General features: G+C 44.1%; 16 protein-coding genes. All 16 read left to right on the top strand.

Features of this window, described 5'->3' with window-relative positions; genetic code table 11:
* Positions 1–219 precede the first annotated feature (219 nt).
* The 16 genes from glmS (at position 220) to spoVM (ending at position 15,733) form a co-directional block, all read left to right on the top strand.
* Positions 220–2,040, top strand: coding sequence for a glutamine--fructose-6-phosphate transaminase (isomerizing) (gene glmS / locus AB5Z01_RS12630; protein ID WP_138337177.1), 1,821 nt, complete (start codon positions 220–222; stop codon positions 2,038–2,040).
* 53 nt (positions 2,041–2,093) lie between these two features.
* Positions 2,094–2,741, top strand: a complete 648-nt coding sequence (locus AB5Z01_RS12625) for an HAD family hydrolase (RefSeq protein WP_138337174.1) — start codon at positions 2,094–2,096, stop codon at positions 2,739–2,741.
* Positions 2,742–2,881: 140 nt separating this feature from the next.
* Entirely contained in the window at positions 2,882–3,760 is an 879-nt protein-coding gene (locus tag AB5Z01_RS12620) for a YicC/YloC family endoribonuclease (RefSeq protein WP_022287841.1), read from the top strand.
* A gap of 14 nt (positions 3,761–3,774) precedes the next feature.
* The gene (gene remA, locus AB5Z01_RS12615; protein ID WP_022287842.1) at positions 3,775–4,032 is read left to right on the top strand and encodes an extracellular matrix/biofilm regulator RemA; all 258 of its coding nucleotides are present in this window, start codon (positions 3,775–3,777) and stop codon (positions 4,030–4,032) included.
* Positions 4,025–4,669 (top strand): guanylate kinase, encoded by a 645-nt coding sequence (gene gmk / locus AB5Z01_RS12610; protein WP_243271280.1) that lies wholly within the window; start codon positions 4,025–4,027, stop codon positions 4,667–4,669. Before remA ends, gmk begins: the two co-directional genes overlap by 8 nt.
* Positions 4,659–4,868 carry a DNA-directed RNA polymerase subunit omega gene (gene rpoZ, locus AB5Z01_RS12605; protein ID WP_022287844.1) on the top strand — a complete coding sequence of 70 codons (210 nt, stop codon included), beginning with the start codon at positions 4,659–4,661 and terminating at the stop codon, positions 4,866–4,868. The genes gmk and rpoZ overlap by 11 nt, the downstream gene beginning before the upstream one ends.
* A gap of 30 nt (positions 4,869–4,898) precedes the next feature.
* On the top strand, positions 4,899–7,364 hold the full coding sequence (gene priA, locus AB5Z01_RS12600) for a primosomal protein N' (RefSeq protein WP_287216236.1): 2,466 nt from the start codon (positions 4,899–4,901) through the stop codon (positions 7,362–7,364).
* An 18-nt stretch (positions 7,365–7,382) separates the two neighbouring features.
* The gene (gene def / locus AB5Z01_RS12595; RefSeq protein ID WP_022287846.1) at positions 7,383–7,844 is read left to right on the top strand and encodes a peptide deformylase; all 462 of its coding nucleotides are present in this window, start codon (positions 7,383–7,385) and stop codon (positions 7,842–7,844) included.
* Positions 7,844–8,776: a methionyl-tRNA formyltransferase gene (gene fmt, locus AB5Z01_RS12590; RefSeq protein WP_368365581.1), complete on the top strand. Its 933-nt coding sequence runs from the start codon at positions 7,844–7,846 to the stop codon at positions 8,774–8,776. Before def ends, fmt begins: the two co-directional genes overlap by 1 nt.
* A 12-nt stretch (positions 8,777–8,788) precedes the next feature.
* The gene (gene rsmB / locus AB5Z01_RS12585; RefSeq protein WP_368365580.1) at positions 8,789–10,105 is read left to right on the top strand and encodes a 16S rRNA (cytosine(967)-C(5))-methyltransferase RsmB; all 1,317 of its coding nucleotides are present in this window, start codon (positions 8,789–8,791) and stop codon (positions 10,103–10,105) included.
* Between the two features lie 4 nt (positions 10,106–10,109).
* On the top strand, positions 10,110–11,156 hold the full coding sequence (rlmN, locus tag AB5Z01_RS12580) for a 23S rRNA (adenine(2503)-C(2))-methyltransferase RlmN (protein ID WP_368365579.1): 1,047 nt from the start codon (positions 10,110–10,112) through the stop codon (positions 11,154–11,156).
* Between the two features lie 18 nt (positions 11,157–11,174).
* Complete coding sequence (locus AB5Z01_RS12575) at positions 11,175–11,903, top strand: Stp1/IreP family PP2C-type Ser/Thr phosphatase (protein WP_022287850.1); 729 nt, start codon at positions 11,175–11,177, stop codon at positions 11,901–11,903.
* A gap of 42 nt (positions 11,904–11,945) precedes the next feature.
* Positions 11,946–14,066 carry a Stk1 family PASTA domain-containing Ser/Thr kinase gene (gene pknB / locus AB5Z01_RS12570; RefSeq protein WP_117905824.1) on the top strand — a complete coding sequence of 707 codons (2,121 nt, stop codon included), beginning with the start codon at positions 11,946–11,948 and terminating at the stop codon, positions 14,064–14,066.
* Between the two features lie 3 nt (positions 14,067–14,069).
* Positions 14,070–14,954, top strand: a complete 885-nt coding sequence (gene rsgA, locus AB5Z01_RS12565) for a ribosome small subunit-dependent GTPase A (RefSeq protein ID WP_046441704.1) — start codon at positions 14,070–14,072, stop codon at positions 14,952–14,954.
* On the top strand, positions 14,947–15,606 hold the full coding sequence (locus tag AB5Z01_RS12560) for a thiamine diphosphokinase (RefSeq protein WP_195221720.1): 660 nt from the start codon (positions 14,947–14,949) through the stop codon (positions 15,604–15,606). Before rsgA ends, AB5Z01_RS12560 begins: the two co-directional genes overlap by 8 nt.
* Before the next feature lie 43 nt (positions 15,607–15,649).
* Positions 15,650–15,733 (top strand): stage V sporulation protein SpoVM, encoded by an 84-nt coding sequence (spoVM, locus tag AB5Z01_RS12555; RefSeq protein ID WP_117856231.1) that lies wholly within the window; start codon positions 15,650–15,652, stop codon positions 15,731–15,733.
* Positions 15,734–15,830: the final 97 nt, after the last annotated feature.

Raw genomic sequence — 15,830 nt, 5'->3', positions numbered from 1 at the left:
TTATTTTATCAGATTTTTGCCTATCTCTCTTTTCTTTTTTCTTAATTTTGTCCAATATCTATTGTAGCACTACAAGTACTTTTCGCTAATTTTTGCATTTGCTATTGCTTTTTCATGCAAAATATGCTATGATATATTATATTTATGTGGATATGGTTTGGAAAAATATAAGAAATTTGATGATTTTTAACAAATGAGAATGAAAGGAGTTGCTTATACATGTGCGGAATAGTAGGCTATGTGGGAAAAAAGGATTGTACAAAGGTGTTGCTTGACTCACTGTCAAAGCTTGAATACAGAGGTTATGACTCAGCAGGAATAGCTGTTTTTGAGAACGATGCTATCAAGACAAAAAAGACAAAGGGCAGACTTGCTGACCTTGAAGAAAAGCTTAAAAGAGAGGGCTGGCTCAACGGTACTTGCGGTATAGGTCACACACGCTGGGCTACACACGGCGAGCCGTCTGATATAAATTCACACCCTCACGGAAATGCGAATATTTCTATCGTTCATAATGGTATCATTGAAAACTACAGAACTATCAAGGATTTTCTGCTGAAAAAGGGATATATCTTTGAATCTCAGACAGATACAGAAACAGTTGCAAAGCTTCTTGATTATTATTATGAGGGCGACCCTATGGCGACAATACAGAAGGTTCTTGCTGAGATAGAGGGTTCATATGCTCTCGGTATCATATTCAAGGATTTTCCAAGAAGAATATATGCAGTAAGAAAGGATTCTCCTCTTATCGTTGCAGTTGGCGAGGACGAAGCTTTTATAGCTTCTGATGTGCCTGCAATACTGAAATATACGAAGAATTACTATCTTCTTGACGAGAACGAGATAGCTGTCCTTGACGATGGCAAGGTAGAGTTCTTTGATGTTCATGGAATGCCAGTTGAGAAAGAGATGCTCGTTGCTGACTTTGATATGGAAGCCGCTGAGAAGGGCGGATATGCTCACTTTATGCTCAAAGAGATTCACGAACAGCCAACAGCTATAAAAACAACTATCACACCAAGAATAGTTGACGGTATGCCAAACCTTGAAGAGTGTGGTCTTACATATGACAGACTCAAGGGCTATAACAACATCTTCGTTGTTGCCTGCGGTACTGCTATGCACGCAGGTCTTGTGGGCAAGTATGTGCTTGAAAAGATTGGCAGGGTACCTGTTACAGTGGATATGGCTTCTGAGTTCAGATACAGAGATCCTATCATTGCAAAGGGAGATCTTGTTATTCTTGTTTCACAGTCAGGTGAAACAGCCGACACTCTCGCAGCCCTTAGAATGGCTAAGGAGAGGGGCGCTGAAACACTTTCTATCGTAAACGTAAAAGGCTCGTCTATCGCAAGAGAGTCTGATATGGTGCTTTACACCCATGCAGGCCCTGAGATATCTGTAGCTTCCACAAAGGCATATATCGTTCAGCTTTCTGTATTCTATCTGCTGAGCTTTGCTATAGCATACGCTCACGGAGCTATCTCAAAAGAGGAGTGTATGAGACTTACAGCAGAGCTTCAGAACGTTCCTAATATGCTTGAAGTTGTTCTTAAAACACCTGATAATTGTCAGTATGTTGCTTCACAGCTTGTAAACAAGGAAAATCTTCTTTATATCGGCAGAGGTCTTGACTATGCACTTTCTATGGAAGGCTCACTGAAGCTTAAGGAGATATCATATATCCACTCTGAGTCATATGCCGCAGGCGAGCTTAAGCATGGCACTATCTCACTGGTAACAAACAATATGCCTGTTATCGCAGTTGCAACACAAAGAGAGCTTCTTGACAAGACCATAAGCAACGTCAAGGAGGTCAAGGCAAGAGGAGCATACGTTGTTCTTGTTACTCACGGATATATCAACGTTGACGACGAGGTAGCTGATTATAAGATAGGTCTGCCGACAATAGACGATCTGCTCATGCCTATGCTGACAGTGGTTCCTTTGCAGCTTATCGCTTACTATACCTCAGTTCTCAGAGGCAATGACGTTGATAAGCCGAGAAATCTTGCAAAATCAGTTACAGTTGAATAAAATACAGGGCAATCCGCAAAGGGTTGCCCTTGCTGTTTGAAAAGGAGTTTATTATGAGCAAATACAAATATTTTGTTTTCGATTTTGACCTTACTCTTGCAGACTCTTCCGAGGGTATTCTGGAGTGTTTTAAGCACGTTTTGAAAGAGTTTGGTTATCCGCCCAAGGACGACAGGACTATCTACAACACCATAGGCATGACCCTTGTTGACGCTTTCGACCTGCTGACAGATATGCCTGACAATCCTCAGCGTGAGGATATGCGCAAAGCGTATGTAAAAAAGGCAGACGAGGTAATGGTGAAGAAAACATATTTTTATGACGATACTATCGCAATTTTGCAGACTTTGCAGAACGCAGGGGTAAAAGTCGGCATAGTTTCCACGAAATATCGCTATAGGATAGTCAATACTTTCAATGAGCAGGCAGGCTCTTTGCCTGTAGATATCATAGTTGGAGGCGAGGACGTCACAAGGGCAAAGCCTGACCCGCAGGGACTTGATTTGATAATAGAGCGTTTCGGTGCGGATAAATCGGACGTGCTTTATATAGGCGACAGCTACATCGACGCTGAAACCGCACTCAATTCAGGGGTGGATTTTGCAGGAGTAACAACTGGCTCTACCACTAAAGAGGATTTTGAAAAATATCCTCATATCTATATCGGCTCGTCACTGTTGGACATATTTCAGAATATATAAATTTTAAGTAAATATAATTTTAAATAAATGTGAAAAACTATTGCTATTTACGGAGCTTGATGTTATAATATAATTTGATGTACTATGTTAAGTACCAAGCGGATAACATAAATATTAATATATGAAAGGACGGGTATGCTATGATAAAAAGCATGACCGGTTTCGGCAGAGAGCATATCGTGGCAAACGGCAGAGAGATAATCGTTGAGATACGCTCTGTAAACCACAGATATTATGAATTTACTTCGAGAACTCCGAGAGCCTACGGCTATCTTGATGAAAAGCTGAAAGGCTTTCTTAAAAGCGGTATCTCCCGTGGCAAGGTAGAGGCGTCTGTTTCTATCTATAATCAGGAGGGTACTGACGCTGAGATAGAGCTTAACAAGGCTGTTGCAAAGGGCTATCTTGACGCACTGAGAGGTGCGGCTGACGAGCTTGACCTTGATGACGATATCACACTGTCACATATCATGAAACTTCCTGATGTGTTCACAGTTGTGAAGAAAACAGATGACGAGGAAGTGATCTGGAACGAGGTCAAGGACGTGGCTCAGGTGGCGTTGGACAGATTTGTTCAGATGCGTGAAACTGAGGGCGTAAAGATGTATGACGATATCAGCGGCAGACTTGATTATATCGAGGAAACTGTGGGCAAGATAGAAGATCAGTCACCTAGCGTTACTGAAAGCTACAGAGAAAGACTTTATGCAAAGATAAAGGAAACTCTCGGCGATAAGGACATAGACGAGCAGAGGATACTTACAGAAGTGGCTATTTTCGCCGATAAGGTGGCAATAGACGAGGAAACAGTAAGGCTCAGAAGCCATATCTCACAGTTCAGAGGGCTTATCAAGTCGGACGAGCCTGTGGGAAGAAAGCTTGACTTCCTTGTGCAGGAGCTTAACCGTGAGGTGAATACTATCGGCTCAAAGGCTAACGACCTCACTATCACAAAAATGGTGGTGGATCTTAAGGCTGAGATTGAAAAGATCAGAGAGCAGATACAGAATATCGAATAACGGCGGTGTGAGATATGCAGCTTATTAATATCGGTTTTGGAAATATGGTGTCCTCCGCAAGAGTCATTGCCATAGTTTCCCCTGAGTCTGCGCCTATAAAGCGTATCATTCAGGAAGCTAAGGATAAGGGTACTCTTATAGACGCCACCTACGGCAGAAGAACAAGAGCGGTGCTTATTATGGACAGCGATCATGTGGTGCTGTCGGCAGTTGCACCTGAAACTGTAGGCGGACGTGCCGCTGTTGACGAGGAGGACGATGACAATGTATAAGAACAATGCAAAGCTGTTTGTTATATCAGCTCCCTCAGGCTGCGGCAAGGGAACTATACTTGCAGAGGCCTTTAAAAACAGAGATGTGTTCTATTCTATATCCTGCACTACAAGAAAGCCCAGAGAGGGCGAAAAGGACGGCGTTCATTATCATTTTATAAGCGATGACAGCTTTAAGAAAATGATAGACAGCGGTGAATTTCTTGAACACGCAGGCTATGTTGGTCATTATTACGGAACACCAAAGAAGCCTGTTCTCGCTAATCTTGAGCAGGGCAGAGATGTTATACTTGAAATTGAAACTAACGGTGCGTTTCAGGTGAAGAAAGCCTTTCCTGAAGCTGTGCTGATGTTTATACTTCCACCGTCTGTTAAGGAGATAGACAGACGGCTTAGAAAGCGTGGAACTGAGTCTGACGATGTTATCGCTGACCGTGTAAGTCAGGCTGCCGGTGAGATCGGCAAAGCCGGCGGTTATGATTATGTGATAATGAACGACGGACTAGAGGACGCTGTGGAAGATTTTGTTGCAGTTATGAACTCCGTGAAAGCCGAGGATGGCAAGGCGGATAAATTCAGATCAGAAAATGATGATACAAAGAAATTAATTGACGAGGTGCTTAATTATGATGCTTAGACCGGCCGTAAGCCAGATTTTGAAGAACAATGAAAGCTATTATTCTCTAGTTATTGCAGTTGCAAAGAGAGCAAGAGAGATCACGAGCGATGCTTTTGACAACAAGCTGGTGCTTGATGAAAAGCCAGTAAAGACAGCAGTTGACGAGCTTTATAATGGCGAATACAAAATAATCGAGGATCCAAGCCTCAGAAAATAATCGAGGCTTTTTATGGGGAGGTGTACGGCTGTGCGTGGAGTTTTTATCGTGGCAAAGGTTGCAATAAGCCGTGCATCATACAGCTTCGACGCACTGTATAGTTATAGTGTGCCGGAGGAGTTGGCTCAGAAAGTGAAAAGCGGAGTGCGTGTGCTTGTGCCTTTTGGCAGAGGAAACCGCAAAGCCGTAGGGTTTGTTGCGAGAACGTATACGGAAGCCGAGTATAACGATAAGCTGAAGCCTGTTATTTCAGTGGTGGACGGGGAAAGCCTTGTAACCGAGGAAATGATGAGGATAATAATGTGGCTGAAAGAAAACACTTTCTGCACCTATTATGACGCTTACAAATCCGTTGTGCCTACAGGCTTTTCCTACACTTTTTCACAGCATTACAGCCTTGTCAATACCTACATTGACGAGGATACTTTAAATGAAGATGAGAAAAATGTGGTGGACTTTCTCCGATGTGCAAAAAGTCAGAGGGAGATAGACAGCTTTCTTGACGTGCATAATGACGCACGAAAGAAGAAAACTGTCGACTCTCTTGTGGATAAGGGCTATGTTGAGATCAGCGACGCTTTGAAAAGAAAAGTCGGTGATGAGAATGTCAGCATGGTAAGGCTTTCTGACGAGTATGTGTCAGGGGAGATACAGACCACTCTTACCCCGAAGCAGACCCTTGTGGTGAAGCTTCTTGAGGAGGGTGGCTGTGCCTCTGTGAAAGAGGTCTGCTATATGACCAACTGCACTTCAAGCATATTAAAAAGGCTTGCTGACAAGAAAGTTATCGTGCAGTATAAATACGAGGTCATGCGTGACGCCATAGGCGAGCTTGGCGAAAGGCAGGACCCTGATGATATCATATTAAATGAAGAACAATCAGCGGCATATGAGGGCATAATGGGGCTTATAAAAGCCGAAAAGCCCGCAGGTGCGTTGCTTTACGGTGTTACGGGAAGCGGCAAGACGTCTGTGTTCATAAAGCTTATAAAAAGCGTTATGGATATGGGTAAAACAGCGGTCATGCTCGTGCCTGAAATATCCCTTACACCACAAATGCTCGGCAAATTCAAGTCACTTTTCGGTGATAAGATAGCCGTTATGCACTCTTTGTTGTCATTGGGACAGCGTACTGACGAGTTCAAACGTGTAATGCGTGGGGAAGCAAGAATAGTTATCGGCACAAGAAGTGCAATATTTGCTCCTGTCACCAACGTTGGAATAATCATCATGGACGAAGAGGGCGAGCCGTCATATAAGTCGGACTCAACGCCTAGATACCATGCACGAGATGTTGCCATACAGCGGTGCGGATATAATAACTGCGTGCTGTTGATGGCCTCTGCAACTCCGTCTTTGGAGAGCTTTTATTACGCTCAAAAGGGCAGATATCATTTGTTTGAACTTAAAAACAGATATTCAAAGTCGCCCCTGCCGGAAGTTGAGATAGTCGATATGCAGGAGGAAGCTGCAGAGGGTAATGACAGCTTGCTCAGCCGTGTTATGTGTGATAAGCTCACAGAAGTGCTTGCGAAAAAAGAGCAGGCTATCCTGCTTCTGAACAGACGTGGCTATACAACGTATATCACTTGCATGGACTGCCGTCAGCCTGTGGCTTGCCCTAATTGCAATATACCCCTGACGTATCACAAGAAAAACGATCGGTATATGTGCCACTACTGCGGATATACCATGGATAATATAGAGCACTGTCCACAGTGCGGCTCACAGAGGCTCAAATCAAGCGGTGTGGGAACTCAGCGTGTGGAGGACGAGCTTGAAAGGCTTTTTCCGCAGGCAAGGCTTCTGCGAATGGACGCTGACACCACTTCTTCGAGATATTCCTATGAGGAGAATTTCAAGGCGTTTGAGAAAGGCGAGTATGATATAATGCTCGGCACTCAAATGATAGCAAAGGGACTAAATTTCCCGAACGTCACAATGGTGGGTGTCATATCCCTTGACAAGGCACTGTTCACAGGGGATTTTCGCAGCTATGAGAGAACATTCTCACTGCTCACTCAGGTGGCAGGAAGAAGCGGCAGAGGAGATAAACCAGGGGTCGCATACATTCAGACCTTTGTGCCTGACCATTATGTGCTTAACCTTGCGGCAGAGCAAAATTATGATGAGTTTTATAAAGAGGAGATAGCACTGAGAAAGTCGCTGACATATCCGCCTTTTTGCGATATATGCGTCATAGGCTTTTCAGCACCCCTTGAAAGCAAGGTAATAGGCGCTTCACGCTGGGTGACTCAGCTTATAAAAAAGTATATCTCACAGCACAAGGTGAATTTTCCCCTCAGAGCGCTGGGCCCTGCACCATGTACATTTGAAATGATAAATAATCGCTACAGATACAGACTAATCCTGAAAACACGCAATACTGCGGATTTTCGTGAGATGATAAAGCACGTTCTGGGCGAGTTCTATAAAAATAAAGATTATCAGACAGTTCGTATCTATGCCGACATAAACGGCGATATCGGGCTTTAAGAAAGGATAGTTAAATAAATGGCACTCAGAAAAATACTTAATAAGAGCGATGAGATTCTTCACAAGGTCTGCAAGCCTGTTACAGAATTTGACGACAAGCTTGGTCAGCTTCTTGACGATATGACAGAAACCCTGAAAAACGCCAACGGCGTTGGTCTTGCAGGTCCACAGGTGGCAAAGCTGAGAAGAGTGGTCGTTATAATAATCGACGATAAGGTTTACGAGCTTATCAACCCTGAGATAACATGGCAGAGCGAGGAAAAGCAGAGAGTTCTGGAGGGCTGTCTTTCATGCCCGAACGAGTGGGGCTATGTTACAAGACCTATGAGAGTTAAGTTCAAGGCGCAGGACAGACACGGCAAGTGGTACGAAATGGAAGTATCAGAGCTGTTTGCACAGTGTGTTTGCCATGAGCTTGCACACCTTGAGGGTCACCTGTTTACTGAGATAGTTGAAGAATTTGTAGAGGTCGAGGACTAATGAAAATAATCTTCATGGGTACGCCTGATTTTGCCGTACCAACTCTGAAAAAGCTTTATGACAGCGGATATGATGTGCAGGCTGTTTTCACTCAGCCTGATAAGCCAAAGGGCAGAGGCTATAAGCTTACTCCGCCCCCTGTAAAGGTGCTTGCGCAGGAGCATGACACAACTGTTTATCAGCCGCAAAGCCTTAAAAAAGACGGCGAGGAGTATGTAAAGATCATTGCAGATCTTGCACCTGATTGTATCGTGGTGGCGGCTTATGGCAAAATGCTCCCTAAGTCGGTGCTTGATATACCAAGGCTTGGTTGTGTGAACGTCCATGGCTCGCTGCTTCCTAAATATCGAGGAGCAGGTCCGATACAGTGGGCTGTGCTTAATGACGAAGCTGAAACTGGAATTACAACGATGCTTATGGGAGAGGGCATGGATACAGGAGATATCCTTGTGGAAAAGGCTACTCCTATTGGCGAGAACGAAACAGCCGCTGAGCTTTTTGACAAACTTGCCGAAATGGGTGCAGAGGTGCTTGTTGATACCCTTGAAAAGCTCGATAAGGGCGAGATAACCCCTGTTAAGCAGGACGAGAGCCTTGCTACTTATGCACCAATGCTCTCAAAGGAGCTTTGCCCTATAGATTTCACAAAGCCTGTGAGAAAGATACACAAACAGATATGCGGTCTGTCTGATTGGCCATGCGCTACTACAGTGCTTGAGGGCAAAAGGCTGAAAGTATATAAGTCTGAGATAGCTTCCACAAAGCCTTGCGGAAAGCCTGCGGGCACTGTGGTGGATAACAGCGACTTTTCCGTTGCCTGCTCAGACGGGGTCATAAGATTTACTCAGGTGCAGGCTGAGGGCTCAAAGAGAATGGATACCGCTGATTTTCTCAGAGGCAGACATATTGAGAACGGCACTGTGCTGGGATAATTCGGAGGAACTATGGGAAACGCCAGAAAAACGGTTTTAAGGCTGCTTACAAGGCTTGAAAACAGCGGCTCATATTCAAATATACTTCTTGACGAGGGTCTTGAAAGGTCAGACCTTTCACCTCAGGACAAGAAATTCGCCGCAGCACTTTTCTACGGCGTTTTGGAAAGACAGATAACTCTTGATAACATTATTCGGGAATATTCACGCAACCCTAAGAATAAGCTTGGTACTGAGGTCAGAGTTATCCTGAGAATGGGTCTTTATCAGCTTTTATATATGGACTCCGTCCCTGACAATGCGGCTGTGGACGAGTCTGTGAAGCTTGCAAAGAAAAACAGAAACCCTGCGGCAAGCGGATTTATAAACGCAATGCTAAGGGAGTTTATAAGAAACGACAAAAAGCTTCCAAAGGGCAGAAATGCTACCGAGGAGCTTTCTATAGAATACTCCGCACCTGTATGGCTGACGGAGAAGTGGACAAGGGAATATGGTAAGGATATCTGCCTTGAAATGCTGAAAACCTCTGTGGGACAGGCACCTGTCACCGCAAGAGTGAACACGGTCTTTCATTCTCTTGAAAGCACACTGGATATGCTCGCTGAGGAGGGCATTACATTTGAAAGGCTGTCCGTCCTGCCTGATTGCATAAGGATATGCGGTGCAGGGGCGGTGGAGCATACTAAGGCTTACAAAGAGGGCAGGATACACGTTCAGGATCTTTCGAGCCAGCTTTGCTGTGCGGCTCTTGATCCTAAGGAGAACGATACAGTTCTTGACCTTTGTGCCGCACCTGGTGGAAAGACCTTTACAATTGCCGAGCGTATAAACAACAAGGGAAGAGTGCTTGCTTTTGATCTGCATAAAAATCGTGCAGGGCTTATTGAAAGCGGTGCGAAAAGGCTTGGGCTTGACTGCATAAGCGCAGGTGTTAACAATGCAAAGGTCTATGACGAGAAAATGCCAAAGGCTGACAAAGTGCTTTGCGACGCACCTTGTTCCGGACTTGGCGTAATAAGAAGAAAACCTGAGATAAAGTATAAAGAACCCTCAGATTTCGACAGACTTCCTGAAATACAGTATGATATACTGAAAACGTCAGCGGAGTATGTAAAAGTCGGTGGAACGCTGGTGTATTCCACCTGCACGCTGTCAAGGGCGGAAAATGATGAGGTGGCAGACAGATTTTTGGCTGAACACCCTGATTTTGAGCCTGCACCGCTAGGCGAGGCTTTCGGTAGCGACAGCGGTCTTTGCAGAATGTCTATCACACCTGCAAAATATAATTCAGACGGATTTTTTATTGCTAAGTTTATCAGGCTGAGGTGATCTTTTGGTAGCATTTGATGATAATGGAAAAATAGATATATTGGGGCTTCTGCCTGACGAGCTGGAAGCCGAGATACTAAAGCTTGGAGAAAAGAAGTTCCGTGCCGGGCAGATATTTGATTGGCTTCATGTAAAGCGAGTGTCAAGTTTTGATGAAATGACTAATCTATCTGTACAATTAAGGAATCTGCTTAATGAAAAATTTTGTTTAAAATCACTATTTGTGTCAAAAAAGCTTGAATCTCATACCGATAATACTGTAAAATATCTATATGAGCTTGAGGACGGAAATCATGTGGAATCCGTAATAATGGAATACAACTACGGAAACACCATTTGCGTGTCAACTCAGGTGGGCTGCAAAATGGGCTGTCGCTTTTGTGCGTCAACTATTGCAGGCTTCAAGCGTGATCTGACTTCGTCGGAGATACTGGGACAGATATATGCTTCTGAGCGTGACAGCGGAAGAAAGATATCAGGCGTGGTGCTTATGGGAATAGGCGAGCCTATGGATAACTTTGACAATGTGGTGAATTTCCTTGAAGTGCTGTCCTGTCCAAAGGGTTTTAATATGTCATTAAGGCACGTTTCAGTGTCTACCTGCGGCATTGTGCCGAGGATATATGAGCTTGCAGAGAAAAAGCTGGGCATAACATTGTCTATCTCTTTGCACGCTTCCAATAATAAGAGCAGGAGCGAGATAATGCCTGTTAATGACAGGTATGATATCAACGAGCTTCTTGTCGCCTGCCGATACTATTTTAAGGTAACAGGCAGGAGAATTTCTTTTGAATATGCTTTGATAGACGGGCATAACGATTCCATGGAGGACGCAAGGGAACTTGCGGAGCTTCTGGGCGGATTTGTCTGTCATGTGAATATAATCCCTGTTAATAAAATAAAGGAGCGTAATTATCATTCTGATAGAAAGTCAGCCAACAGATTCAGAGGATATCTGGAGAAGCTTGGGATAAACGCTACTGTAAGGCGGACCTTGGGTGCGGATATAGACGCTGCCTGCGGTCAGCTAAGACGAGAATATGAGATCTGATAAAAGGTGGTGAATCGCTTGTTTATAGCGTCTGATACAGACATCGGAAAAAAACGCAGTGAAAATCAGGACAGAGTGCATGCTGAATTTCTAGCTGACAATGTTGCCGTTGCGGTGGTCTGTGACGGTATGGGCGGAGCGTCATCAGGCGGAGTTGCCAGTCAGCTTGCCATTGACGCAGTAGTAAAACGTATCAAGGAAAATTTCAGAAAAGATATGAAACCAAATTCCATAAGAAATCTTATGCTCACTTCAGTGCATTATGCGAATACGATCGTGTATGGCAAGAGCAAGGAGGATATTGACAAAAACGGTATGGGTACTACCTGCGTTGCGGCATTGGTGGTGGATAAGACCGTCTATATGGTGAGCGTGGGCGACAGCCGTGGATATCTTCTTACCAAGGACGGTATAGCTCAGATAACCACTGACCATACTTATGTGGAAATGCTTTATAGGTCGGGTCAGATAACCAAAGAAGAAGCGAAAAATCATCATATGAGAAACGTTATCACAAAGGCTGTGGGCGTTGAATCAGATGTTGAGGTCGATTATTTCGAGCTTGAAGAAAATGATAATTTTGCGGTGCTGCTTTGCTCTGACGGTCTGACCAATTATTGCACAGACAATATGATATATGAAACTGTGTTTGGCAATAATCTTGACGAGGCTATAAAACAGCTTATTGCTTTCGCAAACGAATGCGGCGGTAAAGATAATATTACTGCTGCGGTAATAGCAAATTAATGGAATGACAATAAAACATGAATAATATAGGAGTTGAATTACATGGATTCTAATATCGGCAAAAAGCTAGACGGCAGATATGAGATAACCGAACTTATCGGCGTGGGCGGAATGGCTGACGTTTATAAGGCAGTTGACGTTATGGAAAACCGTACTGTTGCGGTAAAGATACTTAAGCCTGAGTTTTCACAGAACGAGGAATTTCTCAGACGCTTCAGAAACGAGAGCAAGGCTATCGCTGTACTTTCTCACCCTAATATCGTAAAGATATATGACGTGGGATTTTCTGACGAGATACAGTTTATCGTTATGGAGTATATCGACGGCATCACCCTTAAAGAGTTTATCGAGCAGCAGGGCGTGCTTAGGTGGAAAGACGCTTTGCACTTTGTAACTCAGATACTCCGTGCTTTGCAGCATGCTCATGATAAGGGTATCGTTCACAGAGATATCAAACCGCAGAACATAATGCTTTTCCCTGACGGAACTATCAAGGTCATGGATTTTGGTATCGCAAGATTTTCAAGGATCGACGGAAAGACACTTTCTGACAAGACTATCGGTTCTGTTCACTATATCTCACCTGAGCAGGCAAGGGGCGATATGACAGATGAAAGATCTGACATATACTCTGTAGGCGTTATGCTCTATGAGATGCTCACAGGCAGAAAGCCTTTTGACGGTGAAAATCCTGTGGCTATCGCTCTCAAGCATATGCAGGAGGATCCGGTTCCGCCAAGAGAGATCATGCCTTCTATCCCAGAGGCTCTTGAAGAAATAGTTATGCACGCTATGGAGAGAGATCCTGCAAGACGTTATCAGTCAGCGGCAGAGATGATAAAGGATATAGACACATTCAAGCTTAATCCATCTGTTGTTTTCGGATATAAGAACAGCCCTGTTCCTATCCCTGTGGCTGATAACAATAACAAATATTTTGACGATGAGCATAGTGAGAACTATGACGACGATGAAGAATATGAGGACGATGACGAAGAAAACGATGACGAGGAAGAAGAGGAAGAAAAGAAGCGTTCTTATGTTGTTCCGATACTCCTTGCTGTGACAGTTGCGGTAGTTATCATTGCAGCGTTCGTTATCGTAGGAGTTGTGTTCAAGTCATTCAGCGGTTCAAACGGTATGCACACAGGCACAGTTACACTGCCAAACTTTGTGGGCAAGAATATCGTTCAGGTTGAGCAGGATTATAAGGATAAGCTTAAATTTGATATCACCGAAGAGTATAATGACCAGTATGACGAGGGAATAATCACATTCCAGGGTCAGGCAGCAGGAAAGTCTGTTAAGGAAGGCTTCACGGTCACACTTACTGTAAGTAAGGGCAAAAAAATGGCAACTATCCCTGACATGGTGAAGAAAGACGGCACTGTGGCTGAAAGCGAGCTTAAGGCTGCAGGATTTATGGTCGTTAAGAGAGATATATGGTCTGAGGATATAGCTTCAGGTCTTGTTGTGAAAACACAGCCGGCAGCAGGCGAGCAGTATGCCGTAGGTGCGACTGTTGCTTTGTTTGTAAGTAAGGGTCCTGTTGAAACAAGAGTCAAAGTACCAAGCGTTGTAGGTCTTACAGAAGAAAAGGCAGTTGCAATGCTCAAGGAGAACAAGCTCAAGGCTGAGGTCAAGGAGATCGAGCATGAGGGCGATAAGGGCAAGGTCATCGAGCAGGATACAGATGAAGGCACATATGTTGAGCGTGACACAACTGTTACTATTTACGTTTCGACCGGAGAAACTTCACCTGTTGAGGTAACATTCTCACTGCCACTTCCAAGTGGTATCCACGGCTCATATTCTATAGACATCTACAATAACGGCAACGTTGCATATACACAGAAGATCGGTAGTGGAGAATCTGTTGCAGGCGGTTCTGTAAATGTAACAGTAAAGGGCAAGAAGACAGAAACTTTGACTATCTTCATCACAAATGACGAAAATCAGCAGAAGTGCCGTTATGCAGTATATGACGTAGATTATGATAAGCAGACAGCTACTCTTAGCGGAAGCCTGAATGAAAGCGGTCTGATCGACATTACTCCGACAACGACCACAACTACTACAACTACGACCACAACAACTACTACAACTACCACTACTGAAGCACCTGCACCGGAGCCTCAGGAGCCAGATGAGCAGGGTCAGTAGTTCATGAATGGAATAATCGTTAAAGCTATCGGAGGCATCTACTATGTAGAAGCCTCCGACGGCATTTATGAATGTAAGGCAAGAGGAGTATTCAGAAGAAAGAACATTTCTCCTGTAGGCGGCGACAGAGTTGAATTTTCATTGGAGGACGACGGAAGCGGAGTTATCGAGAAGATAGAGGAAAGACGCTCATTGCTTATAAGACCGCCTCTTGCAAATCTTGATATGCTTGTGTTCGTTTCGTCTACCTGCGAACCAAGACCTAATCTGCTGTTACTTGATAAGTTTATTGCAATAGCGGTTTTCAAAAAAATAGAGCCTGTGGTAGTCTTTACAAAGATAGACAAGGAAAGCTGTGACGAGCTTGTGGACATATACAAGGGCGCAGGGATAAAGACCTTTCAGGTAGACAATACCACTGGCGAGGGCAGTGAAGCTGTTAAGGCTGTGCTGGAGGGCAAGCTGTCGGCATTTACAGGAAACACGGGCGTAGGCAAATCGTCACTGCTCAATAATATGTTCCCTGCATTGGGGCTTGCCACCAACGAGATAAGCAAAAAGCTTGGCAGAGGAAAGCACACCACACGCCATGTAGAGCTTTATAAGCTGGAGGGCGGTGGTTATATTGCCGATACCCCTGGCTTTTCGTCGTTTGATACCAACAGATATGATATTATTTTCAAGGACAAGCTTGCAGGCTGTTTTCCTGAGTTTCAGAAATACGAGGGCAAGTGCAGATTTCCTGATTGCAGCCACACAAAGGAAAAGGGCTGTGCGGTCATAGAGGCGGTAAAAAATGGCGAGATCGCAAAGTCAAGGCATGAAAGTTATGTGGAAATGTACGAGCAGGCAAAGCAGCTTAAGGAGTGGGAATACAAAAATGACTAAGAAATGCACTATCTTTTCAGGCGGTGAAGCGGTGTCGGCTCAATGTGTGGCAGAATACAAAGATTTTATTGACGATTCTCTTGTGATATCCGCTGACAAGGGCTATAAGCTTGCACAGGCAGTTGGCGTAAAGTCGGACATTATTATGGGCGATTTTGATTCTGCTGAAAAACCTGTTTTTGATAATATCGAGATCTTCCCCTCAGAAAAGGACGATACCGACCTTATGCTTGCCATAAAGGAGGGCTTTGAGTCGGGTTGTGATGATTTTCTCATATTCGGTGCAACAGGCGGACGAGTAGACCACTTACTTGGAAATATCCAATCTCTGGGATATATTTTATCTTGTGGCGGTGAGGGAATGATAGCCGCAGATAGGGAGATAATTCGGCTTTATCGTGCAGGAAGTTACAGGATATATGACCGTGAGGGCTTTTCGTTCTCGCTGGTGGCATATACCGATAAGGTAGAGGGTCTGACCATAAAGGGTGCGAAATATGAAGTAGAGGACTGTCTGCTGACCAATGCTTTCCCACTTGGCATATCAAACGTGGTTAAAGGCTTTGATGGGCAGGATAGAAAATACGCTGAGATATCATTCAAAAGCGGCTATCTGCTGTCAGTACAGTCAAAAATGGTAACCGATTTTTGATTTTTGAATAATATAAACTATAACTATTCGGGAGGTAATACTTATGAAAGTTGTAGTTGTAAAAAGTCCAAAGGTCATATCGGGTTTAATGAGGCTTATTTTCAAGATCAAAAAGGAAGAAGAATAGGATAACTGGCGGTACTCGTGTGACCCGCCCCCTGTCAAGTAGACAGCGCAAAAAACAAAAATATTCTATGTTGTGACTAAAAGCAGTCTGTGCAATT

Source organism: Ruminococcus sp. RTP21359st1_H3_RTP21359_211015, from assembly GCF_040909065.1.
GTDB lineage: Bacteria > Bacillota > Clostridia > Oscillospirales > Ruminococcaceae > Hominimerdicola > Hominimerdicola aceti.
Note: the sequence above shows the minus strand (reverse complement) of the source record. Positions and strands in the feature narration are given on the sequence as shown.